The 18,798-nt window shown below is 61.4% G+C and carries 18 protein-coding genes; 3 read left to right on the forward strand and 15 right to left on the reverse strand.

Features of this window, described 5'->3' with window-relative positions:
• Positions 1-297 precede the first annotated feature (297 nt).
• The 9 genes from yut to BT108_RS03070 form a co-directional block, all read right to left on the reverse strand.
• Positions 298-1,245, reverse strand: coding sequence for an urea transporter (gene yut / locus BT108_RS03030; RefSeq protein ID WP_072293076.1), 948 nt, complete (start codon positions 1,243-1,245; stop codon positions 298-300).
• A 112-nt stretch (positions 1,246-1,357) separates the two neighbouring features.
• Positions 1,358-2,011 carry an urease accessory protein UreG gene (gene ureG / locus BT108_RS03035; RefSeq protein ID WP_072293077.1) on the reverse strand — a complete coding sequence of 218 codons (654 nt, stop codon included), beginning with the start codon at positions 2,009-2,011 and terminating at the stop codon, positions 1,358-1,360.
• Between the two features lie 43 nt (positions 2,012-2,054).
• The gene (locus tag BT108_RS03040) at positions 2,055-2,735 is read right to left on the reverse strand and encodes an urease accessory protein UreF (RefSeq protein WP_255369587.1); all 681 of its coding nucleotides are present in this window, start codon (positions 2,733-2,735) and stop codon (positions 2,055-2,057) included.
• A gap of 2 nt (positions 2,736-2,737) precedes the next feature.
• Positions 2,738-3,301, reverse strand: coding sequence for an urease accessory protein UreE (gene ureE, locus BT108_RS03045; protein WP_072293078.1), 564 nt, complete (start codon positions 3,299-3,301; stop codon positions 2,738-2,740).
• Positions 3,302-3,308: 7 nt separating this feature from the next.
• The gene (gene ureC, locus BT108_RS03050; RefSeq protein ID WP_072293079.1) at positions 3,309-5,015 is read right to left on the reverse strand and encodes an urease subunit alpha; all 1,707 of its coding nucleotides are present in this window, start codon (positions 5,013-5,015) and stop codon (positions 3,309-3,311) included.
• Between the two features lie 36 nt (positions 5,016-5,051).
• Entirely contained in the window at positions 5,052-5,360 is a 309-nt protein-coding gene (locus BT108_RS03055) for an urease subunit beta (protein WP_072293080.1), read from the reverse strand.
• 39 nt (positions 5,361-5,399) lie between these two features.
• Positions 5,400-5,702 carry an urease subunit gamma gene (locus BT108_RS03060; protein ID WP_072293081.1) on the reverse strand — a complete coding sequence of 101 codons (303 nt, stop codon included), beginning with the start codon at positions 5,700-5,702 and terminating at the stop codon, positions 5,400-5,402.
• Positions 5,703-5,759: 57 nt separating this feature from the next.
• On the reverse strand, positions 5,760-6,713 hold the full coding sequence (locus BT108_RS03065; RefSeq protein WP_083566156.1) for an urease accessory protein UreD: 954 nt from the start codon (positions 6,711-6,713) through the stop codon (positions 5,760-5,762).
• A 57-nt stretch (positions 6,714-6,770) separates the two neighbouring features.
• Positions 6,771-8,117 carry a hypothetical protein gene (locus BT108_RS03070; RefSeq protein ID WP_255369588.1) on the reverse strand — a complete coding sequence of 449 codons (1,347 nt, stop codon included), beginning with the start codon at positions 8,115-8,117 and terminating at the stop codon, positions 6,771-6,773.
• A gap of 408 nt (positions 8,118-8,525) precedes the next feature.
• Between BT108_RS03070 and BT108_RS03075 the strand changes: the two genes are divergently transcribed.
• Together BT108_RS03075 and BT108_RS03080 are read left to right on the forward strand one after the other, a co-directional pair.
• Positions 8,526-10,502 carry an ATP-binding protein gene (locus tag BT108_RS03075; RefSeq protein WP_072293082.1) on the forward strand — a complete coding sequence of 659 codons (1,977 nt, stop codon included), beginning with the start codon at positions 8,526-8,528 and terminating at the stop codon, positions 10,500-10,502.
• Between the two features lie 82 nt (positions 10,503-10,584).
• On the forward strand, positions 10,585-11,220 hold the full coding sequence (locus BT108_RS03080) for a response regulator (protein WP_072293083.1): 636 nt from the start codon (positions 10,585-10,587) through the stop codon (positions 11,218-11,220).
• Positions 11,221-11,250: 30 nt separating this feature from the next.
• On the opposite strand, the gene nikR is transcribed toward BT108_RS03080, so the two are convergent.
• The 6 genes from nikR to BT108_RS03110 all read right to left on the reverse strand — a co-directional run bounded on the left by nikR (position 11,251) and on the right by BT108_RS03110 (position 17,074).
• Positions 11,251-11,751, reverse strand: coding sequence for a nickel-responsive transcriptional regulator NikR (gene nikR, locus BT108_RS03085; RefSeq protein WP_072293084.1), 501 nt, complete (start codon positions 11,749-11,751; stop codon positions 11,251-11,253).
• A 239-nt stretch (positions 11,752-11,990) separates the two neighbouring features.
• On the reverse strand, positions 11,991-12,401 hold the full coding sequence (locus tag BT108_RS03090) for a hypothetical protein (RefSeq protein ID WP_143142373.1): 411 nt from the start codon (positions 12,399-12,401) through the stop codon (positions 11,991-11,993).
• Between the two features lie 621 nt (positions 12,402-13,022).
• Positions 13,023-13,409 (reverse strand): LapA family protein, encoded by a 387-nt coding sequence (locus tag BT108_RS03095; RefSeq protein WP_072293085.1) that lies wholly within the window; start codon positions 13,407-13,409, stop codon positions 13,023-13,025.
• A gap of 93 nt (positions 13,410-13,502) precedes the next feature.
• Positions 13,503-13,808, reverse strand: a complete 306-nt coding sequence (gene ftsB, locus BT108_RS03100) for a cell division protein FtsB (protein ID WP_072293086.1) — start codon at positions 13,806-13,808, stop codon at positions 13,503-13,505.
• 96 nt (positions 13,809-13,904) lie between these two features.
• A complete protein-coding gene (eno, locus tag BT108_RS03105; RefSeq protein ID WP_072293087.1) occupies positions 13,905-15,188 on the reverse strand; it encodes a phosphopyruvate hydratase in 1,284 nt (427 codons plus the stop codon).
• 206 nt (positions 15,189-15,394) lie between these two features.
• A complete protein-coding gene (locus tag BT108_RS03110; protein WP_072293154.1) occupies positions 15,395-17,074 on the reverse strand; it encodes a CTP synthase in 1,680 nt (559 codons plus the stop codon).
• 237 nt (positions 17,075-17,311) lie between these two features.
• Here BT108_RS03110 and nirK point away from each other — a divergent pair, with 237 nt between their 5' ends.
• Positions 17,312-18,697 carry a copper-containing nitrite reductase gene (gene nirK / locus BT108_RS03115; protein WP_177257239.1) on the forward strand — a complete coding sequence of 462 codons (1,386 nt, stop codon included), beginning with the start codon at positions 17,312-17,314 and terminating at the stop codon, positions 18,695-18,697.
• Positions 18,698-18,798: the final 101 nt, after the last annotated feature.

The raw sequence follows: 18,798 nt of genomic DNA on the forward strand, positions 1-18,798 counted from the left end.
TGGCGCTGCTTCCGCCGAGGCCAGCGACGGCAGGCCCGCGAGGCGGCCTTTGCATGGCTTCTGGAAGACGATCCGGGAAACCGGCCAATAGATTTCAAAAACCAGCGCGCGACGACCGGGAACCCGGCCTTGTGGCCGGAACTCGCCTGTGAGATTCACATCCGAGACCGGTGCTGAAAAACGGTCCGGCCGCTGATCTCCAGCGGCCGGACCGGTCTCCCTTCTTTTTCTCCTGATGAGGCCTTGCCTGGGACCCCCTGCCTCATCCCGCCGCGCACGCTGCTTGCGGCGAGGGGATCAATCCGCCCAGTAGCGCGATTTGCCGGCGGCAAACAGGAACATCCACATCGTCAGGACGAACGGGAAGGTGAGCGTGGGCAGGCCGATGGGCGCGAGGAAATTGGCCAGCCCGGCGTGGCAGACGACCGTCATGAACCCCGCGATCACCGCCAGCACGGCACTGGCGATGTCGGGCTTGAGGAAGACCCATCCCACCGCCATCATGGTCAGCACCGGGTTGAAGGCGTACAATCCCATCTCGATCAAGCCCTTGTCCGCGCCCAGCATGATGGGGAAGGCCACGCCGATGATGGTTCCGCCCAGCGCCATCAGGGCGCCCCGGAAGGACGTGATGGCAATGCCCACCAGGAACATGATGCCGACGATGACGCTGTCGGCGAACATCACCTCGGCGACGCCCTTGGTCAGGGCCGTGAACCACATGTCCGCCGGCATCGCCACGGCGTCGGCCGCCTCGGCGGGGATGCCGGGTGCCGGCAGGACGGGGCCCCTGGAGAACACGTCGAACGAATACACCGCCACCAGGAACATCCACGACGTCAGGACGAAGGGCGAGGTGGAAGCGGGAATCTTGTACGGCCCCAGGATCTTCATCAGGGCGGCCAGCACCACACTCGACAGCACCGAGGCGAGCACCACGTACAGCCACAGTTGGGGGGTATTCTCCAGAAACAGGAACAGGCAGGGCCCGACCAGGGTACCGTTGAACCCGAACAATCCCGCGTCGATGTCATCCTCGGAAAACCCCAGGAGATACGCTGCGGCAGTGCTGCTGACGACGCCGACGGTGGCTGCGAGACCCGCCGTGATACCCCCGACATACAACGCGACCAGGAAAACGAGTCCCGTCACGGCGTTGCCGCAGAAGAACACCTGGCCCACGCCTCTCAGGATCACGCGCAGGGGGCGGGGTATTGCCTTGTCTATCGCTAATGACCATTCCATTATCGTTACCTCCAGTATTTTTATGAGAGATCATTGTGTATGCGGTACCCGTCAGATGCGGCGTTCCGAACAGTGAATCTCGTGCGCTGCCTCCTCCCTCCCGAATGGCAGCCTAGCCGCTCGCTTGCCTGCGCGACGGCTGCGACCGCGCCTCGTCCAGCAGCCCCTGCTTCACGATGAAGTCGATTACCTGGTCGATGCCTTCCCCGGTATGCATATTGGTGAAGACGAAAGGCCGCTCGCCGCGCATTTTCTTGGCGTCGCGCGCCATGATCTCGAGGTTCGCACCCACGTACGGCGCAAGGTCGATCTTGTTGATGACCAGCAGCGCGGAACGCGTGATGCCGGGCCCTCCCTTGCGCGGTATCTTCTCGCCCCCGGCCACGTCGATGACGTAGATGGTCAGGTCGGAGAGCTCGGGACTGAACGTCGATGCGAGATTGTCGCCGCCGGATTCGACCAGGATGAGATCCAGATCGGGAAAATCCGCGCTCATGCGCGCGATGGCCTCCAGATTGATCGATGCATCCTCGCGTATGGCCGTGTGCGGACAGCCACCCGTTTCGACCCCCATCAGGCGCTCGGAGGGCAATGCCTCGGCGCGCAACAGGATTTCCATGTCCTCCTTGGTATAGATATCGTTGGTAATCACGGCCATTTCGTAGCGGTCGCGCATCCTTTTGCTCAGCACCTCGCACAGGGCGGTCTTGCCGGAGCCTACGGGGCCACCTATTCCTACGCGCAGCGGATTCGATGATCTTTGCATTTTCTTTCCAGTATGAGGTTATATTTCCGATAGCAACCCAGGTTCAGGATCGATAGATACGGCTGTACTGCACTTCGTGCTGCATGGAAAGCAAGGACAACCCCGGTGCCCAGTTGCACAGATCATCGTCCTCGAGTTGTTGCGCATGGTTCGCCGCGGCCTCGATCGGAGGATGCAGCGAAAGCAGCAGCCGCTGACCTGAAACCTGTCCCAGTGGAACCGATTTCACACACACCAGCACCTGATTCTCCACCATGGAGAACAGCATTCCCAGCACCGCGACCCCGTGCGGCACCGCCAACGCCTCGGCAGCGCAGGCGAAGGCGGTGGGGAGCGGCACCTCGGATTGCGCCGAAAGGATGTCCAGCAGCGTATCGTCGGCAATCCTCAGATCGGCCACCAGCTTGCCCAGCGAATAACCCATCTGGATGGTCTCCGCACGAAACTCGACAGTATCCCTGGAGGCCACGAAACACTCCGTCCAGTAGCTCACCGCCGCCGCATCGCGTGCGGAAAACGCCTTCAGCAGCCGCCACAGGATTGGCGCCTCGAAATCCGCCACCACACCCAGCGCCTCGGTGATCCAGATGCGGGCGGAGTGCTCGTCCCCGACCGTTCCCGCCTCGATGGCCGCCTCCAGTCCCTGCGAATAGGTGTAGGCACCGATAGGCAGGGACGGGCTGGCCAGCTGCAGCAGACGTAGCAGCGAGGCCGAGCCCATCATGCTCACGACCCCTGCCCCGACGGCTTGTCCGACGGACGATGGATCCGCTGCCGCACCGGAATCGGAGCCAGCGGTCCATGCCCATGGGAGTGGGAATGGTCATGATCATGGGAGTGATCGTGACCATCGCCATGGTGATGCCCCCCGCCGCTGTAGGCGCCCGACTCGGGCTCGAACTGCGCGCTCTCCTCCGTGACGGTGGCCCCCAGTCCTTCGATCATCTCCTTCAGCACGCTGTCCTGCAGGATGCGCAGGAACCCGTCGCCCACCTGGGTCTGCGTGTGGCGATTCCCCAGATGGAAGGCGCAACGAAGCAGGTCACGGGGCGTCCGGCAGGTGATCCTGTAGGTGGGCTCCTGTGCCGCGACGATCTGCACCACCCTGCCATCCTCGCTTGCCAGCAGATCGTTGTTGCGCAGGACGGTCCCCCTCTCCGTGAAGATGGCGATCTCCTCCCCCGAGGCAAGCGTGGTGCGCAGGCGGCTGTTTTCCCGCAGCTCGTAAGGCAGAATCAGCTGTGAGAAAACCGAATCCGCCTGCGCAATCCTGGTATTGAGGGTAAGCATGTCGGCCTCAGAACAGGAAGTAGCGCTGCGCCATCGGCAGTACGTCCTCCGGACCGCAGGTCAGGAGCTGTCCGTCGGCGCGGACCTCGTACGTTTCCGGATCGACTTCCATCTTCGGCGTGGCACCGTTGTGGATCATGTCCTTCTTGCGCAGGTTGCGCGTGTCCTTGACCTCGATCAGGGTCTTGTCCAGCTTGAGGGTGTCGACCAGGCCGGCCTCGATGGAGGCTTTCGACGCGAAGGTGAAGCTCGACGTCTTGATGCCGCCGCCGTAGCCGCCGAACATGTAGCGGTAGTGCACCGGCTGCGGCGTCGGGATCGAGGCGTTCGGATCACCCATCAGCGAGGCCGCGATCATGCCGCCCTTCAGGATCATGGACGGCTTGGCGCCGAAGAAGGCGGGCCTCCACAGTACCAGATCCGCGTACTTGCCCACTTCGACCGAGCCGATCGCGTGCGCCACGCCGTGCGTGATGGCGGGGTTGATGGTGTACTTCGCGACGTAGCGCTTGACCCGGAAGTTGTCGTTCCGGGAATTGTCCTCCTGCAGCGTGCCGCGCTGAATCTTCATCTTGTGCGCGGTCTGCCAGGTGCGCAGCACGACCTCGCCGATGCGGCCCATGGCCTGGGAGTCGGACGACATCATCGAGATGGCGCCCATGTCGTGCAGGATGTCTTCCGCCGCGATGGTTTCCTTGCGGATGCGCGACTCCGCGAACGCGAGATCCTCGGCGATGTTGGCGTGCAGGTGGTGGCACACCATCAGCATGTCGAGGTGCTCGTCCAGCGTGTTCACCGTGTAGGGCCGCGTCGGGTTGGTGGAGGACGGCAGCACGTTGTCCAGCCCCACGACCGCGATGATGTCCGGCGCATGGCCGCCGCCCGCACCCTCGGTGTGGAAGGTGTGGATGGTGCGGTCCTTGAACGCGGCGATGGTGTTCTCGAGATAGCCGCCTTCGTTGATGGTGTCCGTATGGATGGCTACCTGGATGTCGTACTTGTCCGCGACCGCGAGGCAGTTGTCGATGGCGGCGTAGGTGGTGCCCCAGTCCTCGTGCAGCTTCAGGCCGCACGCGCCCGCCAGTACCTGCTCCTCGTTGGGCGTCGGCAGGCTGACGTTGCCCTTGCCGAAGAAGCCCGTGTTCATCACCATGCCGTCCGAGGCCCGCAGCATCGAATGGATGTGCCAGGGTCCCGGCGTGCAGGTGGTGGCCGCGGTGCCGACCGCCGGGCCGGTGCCGCCGCCCAGCATGGTCGTGATGCCGTTCATCATGGCATCCTCGGCCTGTTGCGGGCAGATGAAGTGGATGTGGGAATCGATGCCGCCCGCGGTGACGATCAGTCCCTCGCCGGCGATGATTTCCGTCGCGGCGCCGATGGCGATCGTGACGTTGGGCTGGATGTCCGGGTTGCCGGCCTTGCCGATGCCCGCGATCTTGCCACCCTTGATGCCGATGTCGGCCTTCACGATGCCCCAGTGATCGACGATGGTCGCATTGGTGATCACCGTGTCCACCACGTCCGCATGATTGCGCTGCGACTGCCCCATGCCGTCGCGGATCACCTTGCCGCCGCCGAACTTGACTTCCTCGCCGTACGTGGTGAAATCCTTCTCGATCTCGATGAACAGTTCCGTGTCTGCCAGACGGATGCGGTCGCCCTTGGTGGGGCCCATCATCTCGGCATACGTCTCACGGGAAATTTTGAATGTCATTTTTCTACTCCTCCGTAGGTTGTTGGCGGTACGCCGTTATTTCAGCTTGCCCATCACTTTCTGGTTGAATCCATACACCGCACGGTCTCCGGCGAGCTCGACCAGCTCGACGGTGCGCTCCTGGCCCGGCTCGAAGCGGATCGCGGTGCCGGCCATGATGTTCAGGCGCATGCCGTAGGCCTCGTCGCGGTCGAACTGCATCGCGGAATTGACCTCGTAGAAGTGGAAATGGGAGCCGATCTGTATCGGGCGGTCGCCGCTGTTGGCAGCCTTGATGGTTTTCGTTTTCCTGCCCACGTTCAATTCGATCTCGCCGGGTTGCACGAACACCTCGCCCGGAACCAAAGGTAGTCTAGCCATTATGGATCTCCTGTTTTTTTGGGTTTAGGGTATGGGGTTGTGCACGGTCACCAGCTTGGTGCCGTCCGGGAACGTCGCCTCGATCTGGATGTCGGGGATCATCTCCGGCACGCCTTCCATGACTTCCGAACGGCTGAGTATGGTCCTGCCCTCCGCCATGAGGTGCGCCACTGTGTGCCCGTCGCGCGCGCTCTCCAGCATGGCCGCGGTGATCAGGGCTACCGCTTCCGGATAGTTGAGCCGCAGGCCGCGCGCCTTGCGGCGCTCCGCCACCAGTGCCGCCGTGAATATCTGCAGTTTGTCTTTTTCTCTTGGTGTCAAGTCCATGGTTTCCTCCTCAGTAAAATAACAAGTGCTTCACATCGTCGATCCTGCTTGGCGTCCTCAGGTATTCCACATGCGGGGCACGATCGCCCCCCGGTCCAGCATGCCGGGTCGCAGCAGCCCCCAGACATGCAGCATGATCCGCCGCGCCGTTTCGCTCGAATTCCCCAGGTAGCGCGCCACCACCACCGACTTCAGCTGCGAGATGCCCACCTGGCCGGTACCTTGCGCCAGAGCTCCCGCCGCCTCCCGCGCCGCTTCCAGGACCTCCGCGGGCGCGGGGCGGCCCACTGCGAGCAGGGTCGCGCACACCGTGTTGCCCGCCAGCACCAGCGGACTGCCCATGGCGAAGCTGCCTCCCGCCAGCCTGAGCCGCTCCAGCCATATCAGCCTGCCGTCGCGGCGGATGCCGATGCGCTGGGCGATCTGCCCTTTCGTGAAGGATTCGCCCGAGGCGGTCCTGCCGAAACACAGGATTTCGCAACCGATGTAGCTTGCATCCTTCTCCAGCAGCACTTCCTGATCCAGGGCGACGTTCACGTCGTCGAAGAAGATGGTTTCCTGCGGCACCCATTCGAGCGCCGCGCCGGCGGCCACCTCGAGCCGGACGTGCTGGCGCGAGACGTGCCCATTGGCCCGGTACCACTTGGTCGCACCGGGCGTGGTGAGCTGCACCTGGGCAGCCGGACCCGCCTTGGCGGAAATCTCCAGATCATCCCCTCCCACCACGCCGCCCGGCGGATGGATCACCACCACGTGGCACACCTTCCGTCCCTCGGGATAGAGCGGCTTCTGCACGATCAGCGGCCCGAAATGGCACCGCTCGATCAATCGGGTGGTACCGCCATCCGCCTCGAATCCCAGGGACAGCCGTGCCTGCAGCGGCGCCTGCGGCAGACCCGCCGCTACCTGCGGCGAGGGCTGGGAGGATACCGGATACAGGCGGCGCGCCGAGGATGCGAGGTCGCGTCCGTTCGGGTTCGCCGGGCTACCCTGCTGTGTGGTCGGTTGCATCGTCATCCTGTGCGTGGTTGTGCAAAATTTCATGGCTTGTCTTTCCCTGCGCCCGGATCACATCTGCAACTGGAACGACAGCTTGAAGACGTCCACCGCGCGTCCCGTCACCCCCGGCGCGTAGTTGAGCCCCTTGGTGTAAAGGTCTCCATGCTGGTAGTAGGCGGAAATGCGCGCGTTGAAGCCGTCGATGATGTAGTTCACGCCGGCTTCGATTTCCTCGCGGTTGCTGCTGTTGTTGGGCTGGATGCTGGTGAACCGGCCGTAGGGCTGGAACTTGCCGATACCCACCTTGACCGGTATCAGGTAAAGCCCCGTGACGGTCCAGGATTTTCCGTCGAATATGCAGAAACAGCCCGGATCGGCGAAGGCGGCCGGGGCGTAGTCGGCGTAGAACTGCTTGTATTCTCCATTGACGGTGACTACTCCCGTGTTTTTCGGAAGGACCTTCTCGAACAGGATGTCGCCCACCAGACCGAGGAAATCGCTGCGGTTGGCAAACGATCCGGCGCCGTTCTTCTGGTAGGAGGCGCCGAACGCGAGGGCCAGGATGTCGCCCGCCTTGCCGAAGTAGGTGCTGCTGGTGTAGTAGCCCGGATTCTTTTCCGGGTTCAGGAAGTTGTAGGTGAAGCGCCCCGCCCACAGCACGTCGTTCCCCTGGTTGGGGCCCAGCGTACGGGACGACTGCAGGCCGCGATACACCCCCACCGCGTAACCCAGGGTGCCGGGGATGAAACCCGGCTCGACGCTGCCCCAGAAGGTGCCGCCGTCGTCACGACCGTAGCGGCCCGCGCCGCCGCTGCCGAACTTGGTGCTGAAGTCCTGTGAAAAAAACGGCGTTTTGAAGGCATCGTGGGTCGCCTGGAAGAACGGGCCGCTCAGTTCCCCGCGTTCCGTGGGCACCAGCATGCGTCCGCCCCAGAAATTCACGTAGCGGTTGATCTCGACCTTCCCGATCGCGTCCAGGATGTTGTAGGACATCTTGGGATTGTCGTTCGGCCCGGTGTTGTTGCAGAAGAAGCACTCCGTGTTGACTTCGAACTTGACGTACTCGTGAATCTGCCCGTTGAGGTATACCCGGGCGTTGTCGATGCTGAAGGCGCTGGCATAGCCGTTGCCGGGCCGCTTCTCGGCCCATATGCCCGACCCCCGGAACCCCATGCCCACGCTGATCCACTTGGTCTCGTCGATCGAGAACTTGGGGCCGCGCGGAACCGCGAAATCCGAATCCGCCGCGCTGGCGGTCGCCGGGAGCGCGAGGCAGCTCGCCGCCAGGATTGCCGCCGCCATGCGGACAGGAACGCGCCCGATCCTGTCCCAGGTACCGCCGCCGTTCACCAGGATGCCTCCGGCCGGGATCGGACCACGGCCGTTTTTTTCGTGCCTCTCCTTATGATTTTTCATCCTTGAAAACTCCCTTGTGTTGGTTGATGCGACGTGCACAATCATGCAGCGCTTTTCCATGCAAGTCATCAACAGATACCCACAATCCAAAAATTTTGTGTAAGACAATTGATCTATAATTTATTACCACATCCCGCTCCCAATACCCGGATAATCAATGCCACGGCCTGTTTTCGGCGATCACACCGAAAATGGAGGCCAATCAATATGGATATTATCGAAAGTACCACCCCCTATTGTTCTCGATCCTAACTGGTACACTTGATCAGGCTGTCGAGTCTCCATCCGGCCCAGGATATCTATTATGGATAATCACGAGATAAGCATAGGGTGCAAGGCCCCCGCCCGGCCATGGCGGAAACATCCGGATTGCCGCCACTCAAGGAACCTGAGGAAGGTGAGGAGCGTATGAAAATCGGTGTCTTCACCAATCTCAGCCTCATCGTCACTGTGCTGGGACTCGGGCTGCTGATCCTGCTGTCTTCCCAGGTGCTGGACACGCTGGACGAGATCACCGAGGCCGAGCGTCGCAAGTACCGCTCCCTGCGGCTGGCAAGCGAGCTGTTCCAGAGTTCCGAGGATCTGACCAAGATGGCCCGCAGCTATGTCATTACCGGTGACCCCATTTATGAAAAATTTTTCTTCGAGATTCTCGACATACGCAACGGCAAGCAGCCACGGCCGCAGGATTACCCGATCACCTACTGGAGCATGACCGAATCCCCCGCCCCCGGCGCGCTTGGCGAGACCATTTCCTTGATGGACCTGATGCGCCGCGAGGGCTTCAGCGAGCACGAGCTCGACTTGCTGCTGCAGTCGCAGAAGTATTCCGACAATCTGACCAACCTGGAAAGGGAAGCCTTCGCAGCCATCAAGGGGCTGTATGACGACGGCTACGGTCATTTCATCGTGGCCGGCGCGCCCGACCGCAATTACGCGATCGATCTGCTGTTCGGCAAGCGCTACAGCGCGGAAAAATCCAAGATCATGGAGCCGATCGGCCAGTTCATGCAGGAACTGGACAAGCGCACGCGCACCATGCTGGACGATCTGCAGATGAAGTTCCAGCGGCAGGTGCTGTTGATCCTGACGGTGCTGTGCGGAGCCTTGTTTCTCGTGGCGATCGCCACGATCTACATGCGCCGCAACATCCTGCATCCGCTCGCTTCTCTCAGCCGCCAGGCCAGCAGCATCGCGCAGGGCAGCTATTCCACCCGCTGCGATATCGTCACGCACAACGAAATCGCCGAACTCGGCGCCGGCTTCAACACCATGGCCAAGGCGATCGAACGGGAAGTCGTGAAATTGCGGCAAGTCAAGGAATCCTTGCGGGAGCGATTGAAGGAAATCAATTGCTTCTATGCCATCCGCCGGGGAATGGAATCGGGATCCCTGGAGGAGGTCTGCAACACCATTCTGGTACAGCTGATCGCGGCCATGCAGTTTCCCAATTCCACCAGCATCCGGATCGAACTCGCCGACAGGGAATTCATCTCCAACCAGTATGACAAGGATCACAAGCGTGTGCTGCGCAAGCAGGTCATGGTCTACGGCGAGCCGTACGGCTGGATCGACGTGTTTTACAGTGAAGCCCAGCCCTTCCTGCTGCCGGAAGAGCAGAACCTGATCGATGCCATCGGCGACGACCTGGGAAAATGGCTGGAACGCAAGCAGGCCGAGGCGCACCTCGCGGAAGAACGGGAACTCAGGGTGCGGGACGCGGCCATACGGGAGTTTGCCGCGCACGTGGAGCGGATGCGCGAGGAAGATCGCAAGTACATCGCGCGCGAGATTCACGACGAACTGGGCCAACTCCTGGCAGCCTTGCGCCTGGAAATCTCGCTGCTGAAAAACGAGGGTGACGGCAGGAACGAAAGAACCCAGATCATTTTGCGCAACATGTCGGAACTGGTGGACAACGCGGATCAGAGCGTGCGCAATGTCGCCGAGCACCTGCGGCCGGCATCACTCGGACTGGGTATCATATCCGCTCTCAAGAAGCTGACGGATGAATTCAGGAAGCATAGCGGTATAAACTGTATGCTGCGGCTCATGGACGATCCTGTCGATCTGGAAGAAGACCAGACGGTAGCCATCTTCCGGATCGTGCAGGAGTCGCTCACCAATGTCGCCCGCCATGCCCAGGCCAGCCGCGTCGAGATCACGCTGTCGCGGGAGGTGGACGATCTCGTCGTCGAGGTGCACGACGACGGCAAGGGATTCGATCCTGCGGATGCCATGGGCAAGAAATCCTTCGGCCTGCTCGGCATGCGCGAGCGTGCAGCAGTTCTGGGAGGCAGCATCGACATCGTCAGCGTACGAGAGCAAGGGACCACGATACGGGTACGCATACCCATCAAGGAAAAGGAGGAAACAACCCCATGAACACCGTGACGCCGTGCTGATGCCGGCATATGGACAGAAGACGGTTTTTTTCTGACATCTCCTCGGATTCTGGAGAATGAGCATGATAATCAGGACGTTCCTGGCAGATGATCATCGGCTGTTTCGGGATGGGCTGAAACGGATCCTTGCCGAAACTTCGGATATCGTAGTCGTCGGTGAGGCGGCGGATGGCATCGATGCCCTGAACAAGATGCGGCTCGGCGGTTGGGATGTCGCCCTGCTCGACGTGAACATGCCCGGCATGAACGGCGTGGAAGTGCTCAAGCGGCTCATGAGCGGCAACGCCAAGCATCAGATACTGATGCTGAGCACGTACCATGAGGACGAGTACGCCATCAGGACGATACGGGCGGGAGCCTCTGCCTACCTCACCAAGAACAGTCCGACCGACCTGCTGATATCGGTGATCCGCCGCCTTGCGAATGGTGGAAGATACATTGATCCGGGATTGGCGGAGAAGCTGCTGTTCGACCTCGGACCGACCTCCGCGATTCCTCCACACTCCACGCTTTCCGACCGCGAACTCGATGTCCTCAAGCTGATCGCGGTGGGGGTGTCCCTGACCGAAATCTCACAGAAGCTGGCGCTGAGCGCCAAGACCGTCAGCACCTATCGCGCACGCATCCTGGGGAAAATGAACATGCAGAACAACGCGCAACTGGTGCGCTACGTGGCGGAACACAAGCTGCTGGAATGAAAGACGACGCCAGCAGCCTTCCCCATGCCGCTACACCAGCGCGGCATCCTCCGTATGCTCGGCAGGCTCGTGGGCAGGATGAGCATGCCCGCCATGCGGGACATTGCGGGCGGCATCCCGCTCATCCACGAAATCCACCGGCAGGAGATGCAGCTTGCCATGCCGCACCCCGCGAGTGGCGATGACGCGCTGGGCAAAATGCTTGACTTTCCGTGTAGATCCGTTCAGCACCACGATCTCCAGACAGTTGTCGTGGTCCATGTGGACGTGCATCGTCGACACCGTCAGATCATGATGATCGTGCTGGGCCGCGATCAGCAGACTGGCCAGTTCGCTTTCATGATGATTGTAGACATAGCTCAGCGTGGCGATGCAGTGGCCTTCGTCCGGCTCTTCCGAATGCACGGTATCGAGCAGATCCCGTATCAGGTCGCGGACTGCCTCCGAGCGATTGAAATAGCCACGCTTGTGCATGACCAGGTCGAACTGTTCGGCCAGTTTGTCGTTCAGTGATATGGTGAGTCGTTCCATGGTCCATATTCTCCATTTTTGTGTCTTTAATTATGGCAACCTTGTGATCCGATTATGAATATAAGTTGAGATGCCGACAAGCGTCTGTCAGGAAGCAGCGATACCGGATGTAGGCATGCGTTAATATCCTGTCAGGTATCCCCTACATGGCTTCATCCTGAAGCGCCTCTCCCGGCATCCCGATACGACGATGGACAGCACAGCGGTTCATGCCGGATCCTGCCCGCGTGCCCCCGAAGTCAGTTGTAGGCGGATTCATGGCAGGATGCGTCGATCGTCCGGTTCCTGCCTGACTGGCGTGCGGATTCGCATGCCAGCCGGCGATGCGCATCCGCCTCCCTGAGGCTTCTGCGGGCGATATTCTCGTATCTGCGTACCCCGGCCTCGGTGTGCGACTTCAGATTCTCCGCCCGTCGCCCGTACAGATAGCTCTTGCTTTCGTAATGATCGAGCAGTTGCTTCTTCTCCCGGGCTTTCCCCTGCATTTCCCTGGCCAGGTCCTCGAAGTACCGGCTCAGGGCGTCATGGTCGTTGCGTAGGCGCGCACTCTCTATCGCCGCCCTGCGTGCGCCCGTATCCTGAACCGCATCATAAAAATGGGTATGTCCGCAGGAAATCAATGAGAAAAGAAGCAGAATGGCAAGAAGCATTCTTTCCTTCATGATCGCATTCTTCGCGGATACGGCCTGCCCTTGCCGACGCCGCATTTCAAATGACTTGCAAAAGCCCCGGGTGGCGCCGAGCAGCTTCTCGGCCATCCGGCCTGCAATACTCTGCAGGCGATGAAATCCGAATGGATGGCCTCGATGCAGGGTCGTCCGGCACACGATACCGTCGTCGCATCTGGCTCCTGAAGCGCTGCGGCCCAGAGGAAGGAGCGGAAGACCGCACGTTATGATGATGTCAAACGCAGGGGAAAATTTCCGATGCGAAGGAGCGATGAGAATCTTCATTTCCCTATTCCCGTTTCCATGGATGATATGACATCCACCTATCCCGTGATTCAGCCATGGGTGTTGATGGGAATATAGGATAAGTACGTACGGGCGTCTATCAGGAAAGGAAGATATATGTTGTAAGCATATTTCTCCGTTGCGTCAGGAATTTCCTACGCCTCTTTCCACCTATTATGGTATGGGCATACGTTGATGCCCTGTCGGGAATTTCCTACATGACTTCCTTGAAATGGGCGTCCGCCGGACCGCATCTCCGCCGCCATGCCGGGCAGTTCCGGGCCTTCTGCAGGCCGGCCGGATGATGCCGATGAAGCGCTATTCGCTGGATTTCCCGGGGTTGTCCAGAAACAGGGACTGCAGCCCCGGGAAACGGACCGGTTCCTCGCGGACCAGCCTGGGCGCCAGCTTCTCAAGTTCGGCTTCCAGTTCCGCGATGCGTCGCGCCAGTGCCGCCTTGTCCTGCTCCAGTCGCAGGACCTGGCCCTGCAGGCGGGAACGCGCCCAGCGGTTCCGGATCAATGTCGGTGAGGACAACAAGCCGGCGGCCAGCACGCCCAGGCCCATTGCGACCAGCAACACCAGCGCGAGGGAGCCCTCGAATTGCCACAGGGCCACGGAAACCGTCACCAGCATGTTGTTCTGCAGCGCAAATCCCACGACACCCGCGGCCAAGGCGATACCAACCATCAGGAAAAAATGCATGGATGCTCCCTCCGTAGCCGATTCATGGACCGGAGCCGATCCGAATCGGCGAATGCAGGATCTGTCGGTTGCGATTGGATGCCACCGGGCGGGCTACCCCCCCTCCGCCGACGGTACCGGTATCGCATCCACCGGCAGATGAAAGAAGATCTCGTCCTCCCGGATCATGCCCAGTTCGCTGCGGGCTCGCTCTTCGACGGCATCGAGACCCTGTTTGAGGTCTCGTACTTCGGCATCCATCATGGCATTGCGCAAGTGCAGCTTCCGGTTGACGTCATGCTGGGACTGAAGTTGCCGGTCGAGTTCCCATACCTTGAGCCAGCCCCCCTTTCCCAGCCACAGCGGATACTGCAGCAGGGCAATCAGGGCAATGATGGCGAGACTCGGCAGCATTTTCATCCGGATGCCTCCAGTCCTTCGCTGAACGGACCGCCCTCGTCGCGGCCCATCTTCCCGCCCGTACCGCCGGCACGACGGAGGGCGCTCGCCGACACCCTACCTGAGCTGGTAGTAGGCGCTCCGTCCCGGATAGGTGGCGGCGTCCCCCAGATCTTCCTCGATGCGCAGCAACTGGTTGTACTTCGCCAGGCGATCCGAACGGGACAGCGATCCGGTCTTGATCTGCAATGCGTTGGTGGCCACGGCGATGTCGGCGATGGTGGTATCCTCCGTTTCGCCGGAACGGTGCGAAACGATGGAAGTATAGCCCGCCCGCTTGGCGGTTTCTATAGCGGCGAAGGTTTCGGTCAGGGTGCCGATCTGGTTGACCTTGATGAGGATGGAATTGGCGATGCCCTGCGCGATGCCTTCCCTGAGGATGCCGCTGTTCGTCACGAAGATGTCGTCCCCGACCAGCTGCACCGATTTGCCGAGCCTGTCCGTCAGCAGCTTCCAGCCATCCCAGTCATGCTCGCTCATGCCGTCCTCGATGCTGAGAATCGGATACTTGTCGACCCAGGCGGCAAGGTAGTCGACAAGCTGTGCGGAGCTGAGGCTCAGGCCATCCGACTTCAGGTGGTATTTGCCATCCCGGTAGAACTCCGAGCTGGCGCAATCCAGTCCGATCGCGACGTCCGGGCCCGGAAGGTAGCCCGCCTGCTCGATGGCCTCCACGATCAGCTGCAAGGCCGCCTCATTGCCGTCCAGCCGGGGAGCGAACCCGCCTTCATCTCCTACCGCTGCGCTCATTCCCCGATCCTGCAGCAATCGCTTCAGCGTATGGAATATCTCGGCACCGCAACGCAGCGCCTCGCGAAAGCTCTGTGTGCCCAGCGGAATGATGACGAACTCCTGCAGATCGAGCTTGTTGTTGGCGTGCATGCCGCCGTTGATGACATTCATCATGGGTACGGGCATGGACATGGGCCCCGCCCCGCCCAGGTAGCGGTACAACGGCAGGCCTGATTCCTCCGCCGCGGCCTTCGCCACCGCCAGCGACACCGCCAGCACCGCATTGGCGCCCAGCCTCGACTTGTTGTCGCTGCCGTCGAGATCGATCAGGGTCCGGTCGATGAAGGCCTGCTCCGTGGCATCCAGCCCCATGATCGCCTCGGCGATCTCGGTATTGGCATTCTCGACCGCCTTCAATACGCCCTTGCCGGCATAACGCTGCGCATCGCCATCGCGCAACTCGACCGCCTCGCGGGTGCCGACGGATGCGCCGGAAGGCACGGCGGCCCGTCCCAGGGTACCCGACTCGAGCAGCACATCCGCCTCGACGGTGGGATTGCCGCGGGAATCGAGGATTTCGCGCGCGATGACATCTACAATTGCACTCATACTGTTTTTTCCTGGGTCATGTGTTGAAATTCATGCATCCCGTGCGGCGATGCGGCCCACGGGAAGGGTACGAAGGGCCTGTCCGGCAGCGCGACGGGAACGATGGCAGCCGACCATGCCTGCCCGGCGCACTGCGCGGACGGCAAACCGGGATGATACATGGTCGATATATCAGTATTGTTAAGAAACGGTCGGGTACTGCCTGCTCACGCGATATTCTTCAATCTGCCGGCAGCCATCGCCCCGGACGTGGCACGTTTTCCCGCGAAATCGATGGCTGCGCCGATGAACGCCGTGAACAGCGGATGACCCGCCCGGGGCGTGGAAGTGAACTCCGGATGAAATTGACAGGCGACGAACCAGGGGTGCTCGGTCTGCTGCAGTTCCACCATCTCGCACAGACCCTCTCCCGCAGATACGGCGCTGATGCGCAAGCCCGCCTGCTCCAACCGGGAAACGTATTCGTTGTTGACTTCATAGCGATGGCGATGCCGCTCGATGATCTTTTCCGCGCCATAGATTCTGCGCACCAGCGACCCGTTCCGCAGCAGGCATTCCTGCCCCCCGAGGCGCATGCTGCCCCCCAAATCCGACGATGCGTCGCGCGTCTCCAGATGCCCCTCGCGCGTATGCCACTCGGTGGTGAGCGCGATCACCGGATAGGGCGTTTCGGCATTGAATTCGGTACTGTGCGCGCCCTCCATGCCGGCCTTGCTGCGGGCATACTCGATCACGGCCAGCTGCATGCCGAGGCAGATGCCAAGATAGGGAATGTGATGCGTGCGCGCATGGCGTATGGCCATGATCTTGCCCTCCACGCCACGCTTGCCGAATCCGCCCGGCACCAATATCGCATTCATGCCCGTCAGGCACTCGACCCCCCGCTTCTCGATCATTTCCGAGTCGATGTAGTGGATCTCGACCCGGCTGCGGGTATGGATGCCCGCGTGCACCAGGGCTTCCGACAGGGATTTGTAGGACTCCGTCAGGTCCACGTACTTTCCCACCAGCGCGATCGCTATCGTGCGCTCCGGATGCTCGAGCGCGTACACCAGCTCCTTCCACCGGCTGAGATCGGCAGCCCGGGCGAGAATGTTGAGCCTGTGGCAAACGATCTCGTCGAGCATCTGCTCGTGCAGGAGCGCGGGAATCTTGTAGATGCTGTCCGCATCCACGGCCGATATCACCGCTTCCTCGCGCACGTTGGTGAACAGTGCGATCTTGCGGCGTTCATCCGTCGGCAGGGGGCGGTCGGCACGGCACAGCAGCACATCCGGCTGAATGCCGATCTCGCGCAACTCCTTCACAGAGTGCTGGGTTGGCTTGGTCTTCAGCTCCCCCGCGGAATTGATGTAGGGCAGCAACGTCAGATGAATGAAACAGGTGTCTTCATGGGGCAGCTGCACCGCCATCTGGCGAATGGCCTCCAGGAAGGGCAAGGATTCGATGTCGCCGACCGTGCCGCCGATCTCGACGATGGCGACCTGGGCATTGCCGGCCCCCGCGCGGATATGGCGCTTGATCTCGTCCGTGATGTGCGGGATGACCTGCACGGTGCCGCCGAGATAGTCGCCGCGGCGTTCCTTCTTGATCACGTTCTCGTAGATCTGGCCGGTGGTGAAGTTGTTACGGCGGCTCATCCTGCCGCTGATGAATCGTTCGTAGTGACCCAGGTCGAGATCGGTCTCCGCGCCGTCCTCGGTGACGAACACCTCGCCATGCTGAAATGGGCTCATGGTGCCGGGATCGACGTTGATGTAGGGGTCGAGCTTGAGGAGGGTCACGCTGATACCGCGCGTCTCGAGTATCGCAGCCAAAGATGCGCCGGCTATGCCCTTCCCAAGGGAAGACACCACGCCACCTGTCACAAAAACGTACTTTGTCATGATCATCTATGATACCTGAAAAGACCCGTCCCAACAAATCGAGCGGGGCCGAACCGCAGGGCCGACCGCAGTTTTCCACGCTGATGACTTGACGGCGGAGCCGGTCGACACTTACGATGTTCACTGCCATCGGGAATCCGGCCATAGGGCCGCGGCCTTCTGGTCTGCGGCCGCCTCCCGGCAACCCTGGCGCGCGCCAGCCCTGCTTCCTTCCATCCCATTCCGCCGGAATCGCACATGCGCACGACAATTTCCCTGCTCACGGCCATCCATATCGCCATTTTCGCCCAAGCGGCATATTCCGCGGGAGCAGGCCATCACGACACCGTCACATACATACCCACCGTAACCTTCACGCTGCGCACCGACATCGCGGATGGCAAGCTGGTATTCGTCGGTGAAAGCCGGACGATTGCCGACAGGATCAATCCGGACCTGGCGGTACCCGAAGGCGCCGTGGTGCAGATCAGCCTCGTCAACGGCGATGGTGCCGTCCATGATATCGCCATACCCGAGTTCAGCGCCAAATCGGACAACATCAGCGTGAAAGGCTCGGCTACCACGGTCGTTTTCAAGGCGAGCCGGTCCGGCAGCTTCGAGTACCTGTGCACCCTGCCGGGCCACAAGGCGGCGGGCATGTCCGGCCGGCTCGTCGTTGGCGAACCGCAGTCGACCGCACCGGATCAGGCGATCGAGGTCGCACAGGATCCGCATGAGGTGGGCCCGCCCACAGCCGGCCGAGCTCCCATGAACGTCGCCCTGGAGCTGGAGTCCACCGAAATCGAGGGCCGCCTCGCCGATGGCAGCACCTACCGCTACTGGACCTTTAACGACAAGGTGCCGGGACCGTTCGTGCGCATCCGGGTGGGCGACACGGTCACCGTCAGCCTGCGCAACGCGCAGAGCAGCACCCATATCCACTCCGTGGATTTCCATGCAGTCACCGGGCCCGGAGGCGGGGCCGCGGTCACCCAGGCGGGTCCCGGGCAGACCAGACGCTTCACCTTCAAGGCACTGCACCCAGGACTCTTCGTCTACCACTGCGCCACCCCCATGGTGGCCCAGCACATCACGAACGGCATGTACGGGCTGATCCTGGTCGAACCGGAGGAAGGATTGCCGAAGGTGGACAGGGAATTCTACGTGATGCAGGGAGAGCTCTACACCGCACAGCGGCACGGTACCCCAGGCCTGCAGGAATTCTCGCTCGAGCGACTGCTCGCCGAGAATCCGAGCTATCTCACCTTCAACGGCACAGTGGACGCGCTCACCAGGACCCACGGCATGCGGGCGCGCGTGGGTGAAACCGTGCGCATCTACTTCGGAGTAGGAGGCCCCAACCTGGTTTCCAGTTTCCATGTCATCGGGGAAGTCTTCGACAAGGTATACAACCAGGCTTCGCTGACCAGCCCGCCGCTGCGCGATGTGCAGACGACACTGGTCCCGCCTGGAGGCGCGGCCATCGTGGAATTCAAGGTGGACTACCCGGGACGCTACATTCTGGTGGACCATGCGCTCTCTCGCATGGAGAAGGGGCTGGTGGGATTCCTCACCGTCGGCGGCGATGCGGATGATTCGATATTCAGGAGCAACGAGGCGATCGACGCCGCATCGGGACACTGAGCGGCAGCGCGATGGGATGCGAAAACCCGGTACGCCCATGAGGAGCCGCGTACCGGGTCGGGCATACCGCCAATGGAGGATGGAAGGTATGAGTCCCGAAT

Origin of the sequence: Nitrosovibrio sp. Nv17 (genome assembly GCF_900119085.1) — a bacterium.
Taxonomy (GTDB): Bacteria; Pseudomonadota; Gammaproteobacteria; order Burkholderiales; family Nitrosomonadaceae; genus Nitrosospira.